Below are 12,365 nucleotides of genomic sequence, written 5' to 3' on the forward strand. Positions count from 1 at the left end.
CCGCTTGCACACCTGGCCCGGCAACCCGTACCCGCTCGGCGCGACCTACGACGGCAGCGGCACGAACTTCGCCCTGTTCAGCGAGACCGCGGACCGCGTGGAGCTCTGCCTCTTCGACGAGGACGGCACCGAGGAGTGCGTCGACCTCGTCGAGGTGGACGCCTACGTGTGGCACGCCTACCTGCCGAACATCGGGCCGGGGCAGGAGTACGGCTTCCGCGTGCACGGCCCGTACGACCCGGCGAGCGGCCTGCGCGCGAACCCGAACAAGCTGCTGCTCGACCCGTACGCGAAGGCGACGAGCGGCGACATCGACTGGGACCAGGCACTGTTCTCGTACACGTTCGGCGACCCGGACTCCACGGACGACCAGGACTCGGCGCCGCACATGATGAAGGGCGTCGTGATCAACCCGTTCTTCGACTGGCAGGGCGACCGCGCACCGCGGATCCCCTACGGCGAGACGGTGATCTACGAGGCACACGTCAAGGGGCTCACCGAGACCCACCCGGACGTGCCCGAGGAGCAGCGCGGCACGTACGCGGGCGTCGCGCACCCGGCCGTGATCGCGCACCTGCAGCGCCTCGGGGTGACCACGCTCGAACTCATGCCCGTGCACCAGTTCGTGAACGACTCGACCCTGCAGGAGAAGGGGCTGTCGAACTACTGGGGCTACAACACCATCGGGTTCTTCGCCCCGCACTCGCACTACTCGTCCTCGGGCGACCGCGGGCAGCAGGTGCAGGAGTTCAAGGCGATGGTGCGCGGCCTGCACCGAGCGGGCATCGAGGTCGTCCTCGACGTGGTCTACAACCACACGGCAGAGGGCAACCACCTCGGGCCGACGCTGTCCTTCCGCGGGATCGACAACGCCGCCTACTACCGCCTCGTCGAGGACGACAAGCGGTACTACATGGACACCACGGGCACGGGCAACTCGCTCAACGTCGGGCACCCGCACTCGCTGCAGCTCATCATGGACTCCCTGCGGTACTGGGTGACGGAGATGCACGTCGACGGGTTCCGCTTCGACCTCGCGGCCGCCCTTGCGCGGGAGTTCTACGAGGTCGACCGGCTCGCGGCGTTCTTCGAACTGGTCCAGCAGGACCCGATCGTCTCGCAGGTGAAGCTCATCGCCGAGCCGTGGGACGTGGGGCCCGGCGGCTACCAGGTCGGCAACTTCCCGCCGCAGTGGTCGGAGTGGAACGGCAAGTACCGCGACACCGTCCGTGACTTCTGGCGCGGGGAGCCCTCGACGCTCGGCGAGTTCGCGTCGCGGATCTCCGGCTCGGCGGACCTCTACGAGCACGACGGCCGGACGCCCAAGGCGAGCATCAACTTCATCACCGCCCACGACGGCTTCACGCTGTACGACCTCGTCGCCTACAACGAGAAGCACAACGAGGCCAACGGCGAGGACAACAACGACGGCGAGAGCCACAACCGGTCGTGGAACTCCGGGGTCGAGGGCCCGACCGACGACCCGGAGATCACCGCGCTGCGGCTCCAGCGGCGGCGGAACTTCCTCGCGACGCTGCTGCTCAGCCAGGGCGTGCCGATGATCGCACACGGCGACGAACTCGGGCGCACGCAGTCCGGCAACAACAACGTGTACGCACAGGACTCCGCGATCAGCTGGATCGACTGGGAGCACGCCGACGACGACCTCGTCCAGTTCACGGCCGACGTCGTGAAGCTGCGGCACGACCACCCGACGTTCCGACGGACGCGCTACTTCAACGGGCGCCCGGTCCGCCGGGGCGAGGGCGAACCGCTCCCCGACGTGGTCTGGCTCACCCCCTCCGGCGAGGCGATGGACCCGGAGGACTGGGACTCGGGCTTCGGCAAGAGCGTCGGCATGTACCTCAACGGCGACGGCATCCGCGGCCGCGACGCCCGTGGTGAACGGGTGAGCGACGTCGCGTTCATCACGTACTTCAACGCGCACGACGGCGTCGTCACGTTCACCCTGCCGCCGGAGGAGTACGCGCCGGGCTGGACGGTCCGCATCGACACGGCCGACCCCGGTGCCCGCGAAGAGGTCCTCGACGCCGGCACCGCGCTCGACGTGCCCCCACGGTCGATGATCGTCCTCCGCGAAGAGCCCGACCACGAGGTCCGGACCACCCCGGTCGACGCGACCTCCACCGAGCCGAGCACCCCGAAGAACCCGGCCGGAGCCCCCGCGCCGTCCGACGAAGGAACCCGATGAGCGCCAGGCGCGTCCCCACCTCGACCTACCGACTCCAGATCACGCCCGACTTCGACCTGTCGCGTGCGCGGGAGGTCGTCGACTACGTGCACGACCTCGGCGCGGACTGGCTGTACCTGTCGCCCGTGCTCCAGGCGGAGCCCGGTTCGCAGCACGGCTACGACGTGGTGGACCACACCCGCGTCGACGTCGAGCGTGGCGGTGACGAGGCCTTCCGTGCGCTGGCGGAGGCCGCGCACGCGGCGGGGCTCGGCGTGCTCGTCGACGTCGTCCCGAACCACGTCGGGGTCGCCACCCCGTCGGCGAACCCGTGGTGGTGGTCGCTGCTCGAGCAGGGGCAGGGCTCACCGGTCGCGTGGGCATTCGACGTCGACTGGGAGGCCGCCGACGGTCGCATCCGGGTGCCGGTGCTCGACGACCGGCTGCTCGACGCCGTCGAACTCCGTGACGACCGGCTGTACGTCGGCGAGACCGCGTACCCGACCGCGCCGGGCACGGTGCACGCGGGCGAATCCGTCGCGGACGTGCACGCCCGGCAGCACTACGAGTTCGTGCACTGGAAGCGCGCCGACCACGAGCTGAACTACCGCCGGTTCTTCGCGGTGAACACGTTGGCGGCGATCCGGGTCGAGGAACCCGAGGTGTTCGCCGCGTCGCACGGCGTGATCGGTGGGTGGTTCCGGGACGGCCTCGTGGACGGTCTACGCATCGACCACCCGGACGGCCTGTACGACCCGGCCGGGTACCTCGACGACCTCGCCGGCCTGACCGGCGGCGCCTACACGCTCGTCGAGAAGATCCTCGAACCGGGCGAGGAGCTCCCGGCGTCGTGGCCGGTCGACGGCACGACGGGCTACGACGCCCTCGGGGTGGTCGACCGCGTGTTCGTGGACCCCGCCGGGCAAGAGGCCCTGACCGCCGCGTCGGGAGCCGAACCGGCCGACTGGCAGCAGCTCACGCACGACACCCGACGCGGCATCGCCGACGGCATCCTCGGGAGTGAGGTCCGACGCCTCGCGCGGCTGCTCGCCCCGACGACCGAGGGCCTCCCCGAGGACCGCGTCGTCGACGCACTGGCCGAGGTCATCGCGTCCTTCGACGTCTACCGGACCTACCTGCCCGAGGGCGGACACCACCTCATCGACGCGCTCGAGGGCGCTGCCGAGGCACGTCCGGACCTCGACGACGTGATCGACCGGATCGCGCCGACCCTCATCGACCCCGACTCCGCCGCTGCGGTGCGCCTGCAACAGACCTCCGGCATGGTGATGGCGAAGGGCGTCGAGGACACCGCGTTCTACCGCACCTCCCGCCTGACGAGCCTGAGCGAGGTCGGCGGCGACCCGAGCGTGTTCGCGGTGTCGGTGGCGGACTTCCACCGGGCGCAGCGTGATCGTCTCGGCAGCTGGCCGCACACGATGACGACGTTGACGACGCACGACACGAAACGGAGCGAGGACACCCGCGCCCGCATCGCCGTGCTCGCCGAGATCGCGGACGAGTGGTCGTCGACCCTCGACCGGCTGCAGTCCCTCGCCCCGCTCGAGGACACGGTGCTCGCCGACCTGCTCTGGCAAGCGATCGTCGGAGCGCGGCCCGCCAGCCGCGAGCGTCTGCACGCCTACGCCGAGAAGGCGTCGCGCGAGGCCGGCGACAGCACCACCTGGACGGAGCCGGACGAGGACTTCGAGCGTCGGATGCACGCGCTCGTCGACGCGGCGTTCGACGATCCGGCCGTGGTCGCGGTGCTCGACGCACTGGACGAGCGGATCGACCAGGCCGGCTGGTCGAACGGCCTCGGCGCCAAGCTCGTGCAGCTCACCGCACCGGGGGTCCCGGACGTCTACCAGGGCACGGAGACCTGGGACCGCTCCCTCGTCGACCCCGACAACCGTCGCCCGGTCGACTACGCCGAGCGCCGCCACACGCTCGCGACCCTCGACGGGCCGGAGGAGTCCGGGCCCGAGCATCTGCCAGCGATCGGGCTCGACGGTGCCGCGAAGGTGCTCGTCACGAGCCGCGCACTCCGGCTCCGCCGCGACCACCCGGAGCTGTTCACCCGGTACCTCGGTCTCGAGGCCAGTGGCGTCGCTGCCGACCACGTGCTCGCGTTCGACCGCGGCGGTGCCGTCACCATCGCGACGCGCCTGCCGATCGGCCTCGAGCGCGTCGGTGGCTGGGGTGACACCCTGGTGCACGCGGCCCCCGTGGAGCGCGTGGACCTGCTGACCGGGAGGCGGGTGCCGGCTTCCCGGGGCATCCCCCTGGCCGAGGTGCTCGCCGACCTCCCCGTGGCCCTCCTCGTGCCCGCGGCCGTCGCCGACGGCACGGAGCGCGAATCGGCCGGCGCCGACACCACGGCCGACACCGCGTCCGGCTCCCGGGCCACGACCGGCTCCACCACCACGTCCGGCGGCACGAGCCGCGACGAACCCGAGTCCGAGGCGCAGGCCGAGGTCGACATCCTGGAAGGCCACGCATGACCGTCCCCGCCCGCTACGCCGTCTGGGCGCCGGAACCCGACCGGGTCCGGCTCGTCGTCGACGACGTCGAGTACGCACTGACCCGCGGCACCGACGACTGGTGGACCACCGACGCGGTGCTCCCCCACGTGGGTGCGCGCTACGGCTTCCGCATCGACGACGACGACGCGGTCCGGCCCGACCCCCGAAGCCGGTTCCAGCCCGAGGGTGTGCACGGCCCGTCCGAGGTGGTCGACCCCGAGCGCTTCGCCTGGACCGACGACGCCTGGACCGGTCGCCCGGCCCGCGGTGGTGTCGTGTACGAGATGCACGTCGGCACCTTCACGCCGGAGGGCACGCTCGACGCCGCGGCCGCACGCCTCGAGCACCTCGTCGAACTCGGGGTGTCGTTCGTCGAGGTCCTCCCCGTCAACGGCTTCAACGGCGAGTGGAACTGGGGCTACGACGGCGTCGCCTGGTACGCGGTGCAGCACTCCTACGGCGGGCCGGACGCGTACGACCGCTTCGTCGACCGGGCGCACGCGCTCGGCCTCGGCGTCATCCAGGACGTCGTCTACAACCACCTCGGGCCGAGCGGCAACTACCTGCCGCTGTTCGGGCCGTACCTGCTCCAGGGGCTCGGCAACACGTGGGGCGACTCCGTCAACGTGGAGCACCCCGAGGTGCGGCGGTACGTGCTCGACAACGTGCGGATGTGGTTCCGTGACCACCACGTCGACGGGCTCCGGCTCGACGCCGTGCACGCCATCCGCGACACCACGCGGCCGCACGTCCTGGCCGACATGGCATCCGAGACGGAGGCCTACTCGGCGTTCGTCGGTCGGCCCCTGTCGCTCATCGCGGAGTCGGACCTCAACGACCCGGTCATGTTCCGTCCGCGGGAGTCCGCCGGGTACGGGCTCGCCGGGCAGTGGTCCGACGACTTCCACCACGCCGTGCACGTCGCCCTCACCGGGGAGACGAACGGCTACTACGGGGACTTCGCGCCGCTCGGGGCGCTCGCGAAGGTGCTCGAGCACGGGTTCTTCCACGACGGCACGTGGTCGTCGTTCCGGAAGAAGCGGCACGGTCGTCCGATCGACCGCGGGACGTCGCCGACCACGGCGCTCGTGGTCGCGAACCAGAACCACGACCAGATCGGCAACCGCGCCGCGGGCGACCGGCTCGCGGCGACCCTCGACGACGAGCAGCTCGTCATCGCGGCGGCCCTGACCCTGCTCGGACCGTTCACGCCGATGCTGTTCATGGGCGAGGAGTTCGCGGCCTCGACACCCTGGCAGTTCTTCACCTCGCACCCGGAGCCGGAGCTCGGCAAGGTCACCGCTGAGGGACGCATCAAGGAGTTCGCGGAGCACGGCTGGGACGAGTCGGTCGTGCCGGACCCGCAGGACCCCGAGACCTTCCGTCGGTCGAAGCTCGACTGGTCGTCGCTCTCCGGGGAACGCGAGTCGACGATCCTCACCGCGTACCGGGTGCTCGTCGCGCTGCGTCGCACGGAGCAGGCGTTCGTGGACCACCGCTACGAGGCGAACGCCGTGCGGTTCAGCGAGGACCGACGCTGGCTCGTGCTGTCGCGCGGGCTCCTCGGTCCGGACGCCGCTCCCGTGCACGTCGTCGTGAACTTCCTCGACGACGTCGCCGAGGTGCCGGTACCGACGGCCTCCGGTGAGGAGCTCTACCGCTTCGGCGAGGCCACGGTCGAGCGCGGGTGCGTGCGCTTCACCGGTCGGGGCGTGGTCGTCGTGCGCTGACGAACCGACCACCGACGAGCGCCCCGTCGACCGATCCGGAGATCGGCCGCCGGGGCGCTCGTCGTTCGGTCCCGCCTCGTCGTCGATCCCGCCTCGTCGTCGGCTCCCCGGGGGACGTCAGGCGGTGCGGCCCGACACCGCGTGGGCGTTGGTGCGGACGGAGGGCAGGGGTCGGTGGTCGCGGACGAGGGCGAGGACTTCGCGGAGGCGTCGGTCGATGCCCCACTTCGTGACCAGGGTGAGTGATTCGCGGACGATGTTGCCGCTCATCTTCGACACCCCGTGCTCACGCTCGGTGAACGTGATCGGCGTCTCGACCACGTGCAGCCCCGCCTCGAGGGCACGCCAGCACAGGTCGACCTGGAAGCAGTACCCCTTCGACGCGATCCCGGCCAACTCGATCCGCTCCAACGCGCTGCGGGTGAAGACCCGGAACCCGCCGGTGGCGTCCCGCACCGCGATCCCCAACGCGATCCGGGTGTAGAGGTTCCCGCCACGGGAGAGCGCTTCCCGGTACCAGGGCCAGTTCTCGACCTGCCCGCCCCGGACCCAGCGGGAGCCGAGGACGAGGTCGTTGGTGTCGGCGAGTTCGAGCATCCAGGGCAGGTACTCCGGGTGGTGGGAGCCGTCGGCGTCCATCTCGACGAGCTTGTCGTAGCCGTGCTCGAGCCCCCACGCGAACCCGGCGAGGTACGCCCCGCCCAGACCGTCCTTCACCGTGCGGTGCAGCACGTGCACCCGGTCGGTCTCGGTCGCGAGATGGTCGGCGATGTCACCGGTGCCGTCGGGTGAGTTGTCGTCCACGACCAGCACGTGCACCGACGCGTCCGTGGCCGCGAGCGTGCGCGCCACGATCGCACGGATGTTCTCCGCTTCGTCGTACGTCGGGATGATGACCAGTGACTCGTCCATGGTGGTGCTCCTTGCTCGCTCGCCAAGGTATCGGTCGCGCGGTGCGAAGGTGCCGCGACGCCACTTCGAACCCGGACAGGGTCCCTACGAACTGGCTGACCAGCGCCTGGGAGCGGACGCGACCGCACGGACGACGGGAGGCACGGTGCGGAACCCGCACCGTGCCTCCCGTCCGTCCGCCGGGTCGTCGATCAGGCGACGCGCGAGGCGGGCGACACCGTCTTCGCGACGTCGCGCTCCGGGATGTCCCCGAGCGCCGCGTCGATCGCGGCCAGCGCGTCGGCGTCGAGCCGCACGCCGGACGCCTTGACGTTGTCGGTGACCTGCTCCGGGCGCGAGGCCCCGACGATCGCCGAGGCGACGTTCTCGTTCTGCAGGGTCCACGCGATCGCGAGCTGGGCGAGCGTGAGGCCGGCCTCGTCCGCGACGGGCTGCAGGCGCTGCACGGCCTCGAGGACCTCGTCGCGCATGAACCGCTTGATCATGTCGGCGCCGCCCTTCTCGTCGGTGGCGCGCGAGCCCTCCGGCAGCGGCTGACCCGGCTTGTACTTGCCGGTCAGCACGCCCTGCGCGATGGGCGACCAGACGATCTGCGACAGGCCGAGCTGCTTCGAGGCCGGGACGACCTCGCCCTCGATGACCCGCCACAGCATCGAGTACTGCGGCTGGTTCGAGATGAGCTGGAAGCCGAGCTCCTTCGCGAGCGCGGCGCCGGCGCGGATCTGCTCGGCGTTCCACTCGCTGACGCCGATGTAGAGCGCCTTGCCCTGCCGGACCACGTCGGCGAAGGCCTGCATGGTCTCCTCGAGCGGCGTCTCGTGGTCGTACCGGTGCGCCTGGTAGAGGTCGACGTAGTCCGTCTGGAGGCGCTCGAGCGACCCGTCGATCGACTCGAGGATGTGCTTGCGGCTGAGGCCGGTGTCGTTGTGCCCCTTCGGCCCGGTCGGCCAGTACACCTTCGTGAAGACCTCGAGGGACTGCCGACGCTCCCCCTTGAGCGCTTCGCCGAGGACGGTCTCGGCGGCGGTGTTGGCGTAGGTGTCGGCCGTGTCGAACGTGGTGATGCCGGCGTCGAGCGCTGCCCGCACGCACTGGGACGCGACGTCGTTCTCGACCTGCGATCCGTGCGTCAGCCAGTTGCCGTAGGTGATCTCGGAGATCTTGAGTCCGGAGTTGCCCAGGTACCTGAATTCCATGGTCCCGACGCTACTGGCTCATGCGGCGACCAGAGGGGCAGTGCCGGTACCCGTGAGCGTGATGCGACCTGTTCGGCAAGAATTGGTTGACGCTTCAACCAAACAGGTGCAGAATGGCGTACAGTTCAAGTCGATGCAGGCGCATGGAACACTCGGCGCCGCTCGGGACCGCAGACACCGTTCGAAGGACACACCATGACGCTCACCGCCTCCGCCATCCCCGGCTACCAGACCGGTACCTGGAAGATCGACCCGACGCACTCCGAGGTCACCTTCTCGGTCCGCCACCTCGCGATCAGCAAGGTCAAGGGCTCGTTCGAGCGCTTCGACGCCACGCTCGTCACCGCCGAGAACCCGCTCGACTCGACCCTCGAGGCCTCGATCGACGTCGCCAGCGTCAACACCAACCAGCAGCAGCGCGACCAGCACCTCGCAACCGGCGACTTCTTCCTCGCCGAGGAGCACCCGCAGATGACCTTCCGCTCGACCGGCATCCGCGAGGACGGCGACGACATGCTCATCGACGGCGAGCTCTCGCTCCGTGGCGTCACCAAGAACGTGACCCTCAAGACCGAGTTCGGCGGCGTCACCACCGACGGCTACGGCCAGGTCAAGCTCGGCGCCGAGGCGACGACCAAGATCGACCGCACGGAGTTCGGCGTGAACTGGAACGCCGCGCTCGAGGCCGGTGGCTTCACGCTCGGCAACGACGTGACGATCAACCTCGACGTGCAGTTCGTCCTCCAGGCGGCCTGAGCACCACACACCCCGGCGACACCGGTCAGGCCGGTCGCCCGAGCCTGAGGTCCGCCTGACCCGCGCGACCTGAGGACACCGAACAGCAGTACTGCAGCACCCGCCTCGACGCCCCGACTCCTCCCCCACGGAGCCGGGGCGTCGTCGTGTCCGGAGGTCGTGTCCACAGATCGGCCGGCGGTCGCTCGTCGAGGGGGCCCGGCGCAGTAGCGTGTGGGGCACGGGAATCGCCCGACCCGAACACGGGTTCCGGTTCGTGGCGTCCACCGCCGCCACACGACCGGCACACGGAACGACCCGCACCACGGAACGACCCGCACCTCGGAACGACCCGCACCACGGACAGGAGCACCCGCATGGATACCGACTGGATCGCACTGCAGGCCCTCGCCGCCGCCGAGTTCGGCCGCCGCGTCGCCGCCGTCACCGACTGGGACGCTCCCACCCCGGACTCCGAATGGACCACCCGCGACCTCGTCGCACACGTGGTCGACGAGCAGCGGTGGATCCCCCTGCTCCTGACCGGGTGCGAGTACGCCCAGGCCGAGGCCGACCTCGAACCGATCGGCGACGACCTGACCGCCGAGTGGTCGAAGCACGCCTCCCGTGCGACCGAGGCCTGGCGCGACGCCCCGGCCGACGTCCCGGTGCACCTCAGCACCGACGTCGTCCCCGCGCACGAGTACCTCGCGGAGCAGACGAGCGACATCACGATCCACACGTGGGACCTCGCGCGCGCCACGGGATCGGACGAGACGCTCCCGGACGAGCTGGTCGAGGCCGTGTGGCACCGGTTCGAGCCCAAGATCGAGGACCTCGCCGCCACCGGCCTCTACGCGCCGCCGGTCCAGGTCCCCGACGACGCACCGCTGCAGGTCCGGCTCCTCGCGGTCACAGGGCGTGATGCCAGGGTGGACGCATGACCACCGCCACCACCCGACTCGGCGCCACCGGCCTCGAGATCAGCAGCGTGATCCTCGGCATGATGTCCTACGGCGACCCGGCGAAGGGGTCGCACGAGTGGAGCGTCGGCATCGACGAGGCCCGTCCGTTCGTGCGCCGCGCGTACGAGGCGGGCATCACGACGTTCGACACCGCGAACGTGTACTCCGCCGGCAGCAGCGAGGAGATCACGGGCCAGCTCCTCAAGGAGGTCGCCCCGCGCGAGGACGTCCAGGTCTTCACGAAGGTGTTCAACCGGATGCGGCCCGGTCGCAACGGTTCCGGGCTGTCCCGCGCCGCGATCATGCACGAGATCGACGCGTCGCTCACCCGACTCGGCACCGACTACGTCGACCTGTACCAGATCCACCGCTTCGACCCGCACACGCCGGTCGAGGAGACGATGGAGGCACTGCACGACGTCGTCAAGGTCGGCAAGGCGCGCTACATCGGCGCGAGCAGCATGTGGGCGTGGCAGTTCGCCGAGATGCAGCACGTCGCCGAACTGCACGGCTGGACGCGGTTCGTCGCCATGCAGGACCAGTACAACCTCCTCGAGCGCGAGGAAGAGCGCGAGATGCACCCGTTCTGTGCCCACGCCGGCGTCGGCGTGATCCCGTGGAGCCCCCTCGCCCGCGGCCGGCTCACCCGCCCGTGGGACGCGCAGGGCTCCGGCTCGCGCGCCGACACCGACGAGTTCGGCAAGACCCTCTACCGGCAGGACGAGGACGCGAACCGCGCGATCGTCGACGCGGTCGCGCAGGTCGCCGACGAGCGCGGCGTGCCGATGGCACAGGTCGCCCTCGCGTGGGTCGCGGGCCGGTCCGTGGTGAGCGCGCCGATCGTCGGTGCGACGAAGGAACACCACATCGACGACGCGGTCGCCGCGTCCGCGATGGAGCTGACCGCGGACGAGGTCGCGCGGCTCGAGCAGGCCTACACGCCCCGGGTGCCGTCCGGGTTCTGACGCTCGCACCGGACGGCCTGGAGGCCCGGGGCGGGCCCGCACCGCGCCTCCAGGCCGACAGCGGGTCGCGTCCGCCACCTCCGGGGCGGGATCGCGGACTAGGACGCCGCAGCGGACCCGGCCGACCCCGCCGCCTCAGCCGACTCCGCTGCGAGCCGCGCGATGCGCCGCCTCGCCGCCGTCTCCGTGTCCGGCCGCCCGCCGAGGACGCCGGTCATCCCGTCGATGACGAGTCCCGCTGCCCGACGCGACGGGAACTCCAGCGGCCCCACGGTCGGCACCCGGAGGTCGAGCATCTCCCGGTGCCGCGGGTCGAGCGTCGACACCGCCCCCGCGAAGAGCGCCCGGTAGCCCGGTCGGAGCAGCTTCGCGAGCGGCGGGTCCTTGATGAACCGCACGACCTCGTGGGTGCGCGCCGTCGCGACGAGTTCGCCACGCTCGAGGTAGCCGTCCATCTGCGCCCGGAGCTCGGCTTCGGACTCCGGGGCGTCCGTCACGCCCATGAGGTGTCCGGCGGTCGCCCATTCCCGCACGTACGCGTCGGGCCCGCCCGGGATCGGCGCACCCCACGTCTGGGCACTGCGGAGGAAGGCATCAGTGAACGCCAGGTGCACCCAGCGCGCGAGGTCCGGGTCGTTCGCCGCGTACGGCCGCGTCACCCCGTGTCCGTCGACGTACTCCCCCCGGACCTTCTCGTGCAACCGCACGACCCAGGCGCTCGCGTGCTCCGCCGCGGCCCGGTCGCCGTGCGAGACGGTGTAGATCCAGCGGATGGTGCCGGCGAGCCGCCCGAACGGGTCCTCGCGGTAGCGCGAGTGGTCGACCACTCCGGCGAGCGCACCTGGGTGGAGTGCTTGGACCAGCAGCGCCCGGACGCCGGCGAGCACGGTCTGCCGGCCGCCGTGGACGTTCCACGTCGCGGACCCGGGGCCGAAGTACCCGGCGTCGGAGCCCTGCTCGAGGGCATCGATCCACTCGGGACGGCCGGGAGAGCCGCCGGTGAAGGTGTCGTCGAGTCGGGAGCGGAAGGCGTTCGAGAGCGAGGCCATGTCCCCATGTTCCGTCCGGCCCCTGACACTCCGCCGAGGGATCGACGCAGCGCGGCACCTCCCAGGCGCCCTGGGGCCCGGCCGCTAGGTTGGACGG

Annotated in this window: 9 protein-coding genes; 6 read left to right on the forward strand and 3 right to left on the reverse strand. The window is 71.0% G+C overall.

The genetic code is table 11. The features are described 5' to 3' along the window. Window positions 1-4: 4 nt before the first annotated feature. Genes glgX through treZ form a run of 3 tightly spaced genes read left to right on the forward strand, consistent with a single transcriptional unit; the run spans window position 5 to window position 6,446 of the window. Window positions 5-2,212: a glycogen debranching protein GlgX gene (gene glgX / locus ACIPYW_RS00950; protein WP_400409977.1), complete on the forward strand. Its 2,208-nt coding sequence runs from the start codon at window positions 5-7 to the stop codon at window positions 2,210-2,212. Then, complete coding sequence (gene treY, locus ACIPYW_RS00955) at window positions 2,209-4,695, forward strand: malto-oligosyltrehalose synthase (protein ID WP_400409978.1); 2,487 nt, start codon at window positions 2,209-2,211, stop codon at window positions 4,693-4,695. The genes glgX and treY overlap by 4 nt, the downstream gene beginning before the upstream one ends. After that, entirely contained in the window at window positions 4,692-6,446 is a 1,755-nt protein-coding gene (gene treZ, locus ACIPYW_RS00960; RefSeq protein ID WP_400409980.1) for a malto-oligosyltrehalose trehalohydrolase, read from the forward strand. Before treY ends, treZ begins: the two co-directional genes overlap by 4 nt. 117 nt (window positions 6,447-6,563) lie before the next feature. Here treZ and ACIPYW_RS00965 read toward each other — a convergent pair whose 3' ends face one another. Beyond that, window positions 6,564-7,358 carry a polyprenol monophosphomannose synthase gene (locus ACIPYW_RS00965; RefSeq protein WP_400409982.1) on the reverse strand — a complete coding sequence of 265 codons (795 nt, stop codon included), beginning with the start codon at window positions 7,356-7,358 and terminating at the stop codon, window positions 6,564-6,566. A 191-nt stretch (window positions 7,359-7,549) separates the two neighbouring features. Further along, window positions 7,550-8,554 (reverse strand): aldo/keto reductase family protein, encoded by a 1,005-nt coding sequence (locus tag ACIPYW_RS00970; protein ID WP_290132432.1) that lies wholly within the window; start codon window positions 8,552-8,554, stop codon window positions 7,550-7,552. A 195-nt stretch (window positions 8,555-8,749) separates the two neighbouring features. Between ACIPYW_RS00970 and ACIPYW_RS00975 the strand changes: the two genes are divergently transcribed. The 3 genes from ACIPYW_RS00975 to ACIPYW_RS00985 all read left to right on the forward strand — a co-directional run bounded on the left by ACIPYW_RS00975 (window position 8,750) and on the right by ACIPYW_RS00985 (window position 11,219). Then, complete coding sequence (locus ACIPYW_RS00975) at window positions 8,750-9,310, forward strand: YceI family protein (protein WP_058726641.1); 561 nt, start codon at window positions 8,750-8,752, stop codon at window positions 9,308-9,310. 356 nt (window positions 9,311-9,666) lie between these two features. Further along, window positions 9,667-10,233 carry a TIGR03086 family metal-binding protein gene (locus tag ACIPYW_RS00980; RefSeq protein WP_400409985.1) on the forward strand — a complete coding sequence of 189 codons (567 nt, stop codon included), beginning with the start codon at window positions 9,667-9,669 and terminating at the stop codon, window positions 10,231-10,233. After that, on the forward strand, window positions 10,230-11,219 hold the full coding sequence (locus ACIPYW_RS00985; RefSeq protein WP_400409986.1) for an aldo/keto reductase: 990 nt from the start codon (window positions 10,230-10,232) through the stop codon (window positions 11,217-11,219). Before ACIPYW_RS00980 ends, ACIPYW_RS00985 begins: the two co-directional genes overlap by 4 nt. A gap of 98 nt (window positions 11,220-11,317) precedes the next feature. Here ACIPYW_RS00985 and ACIPYW_RS00990 read toward each other — a convergent pair whose 3' ends face one another. Then, window positions 11,318-12,268 carry an oxygenase MpaB family protein gene (locus ACIPYW_RS00990; RefSeq protein WP_400409989.1) on the reverse strand — a complete coding sequence of 317 codons (951 nt, stop codon included), beginning with the start codon at window positions 12,266-12,268 and terminating at the stop codon, window positions 11,318-11,320. Window positions 12,269-12,365: the final 97 nt, after the last annotated feature.

This window comes from Curtobacterium sp. NPDC089689, from assembly GCF_044749145.1.
Taxonomy (GTDB): domain Bacteria; phylum Actinomycetota; class Actinomycetes; order Actinomycetales; family Microbacteriaceae; genus Curtobacterium.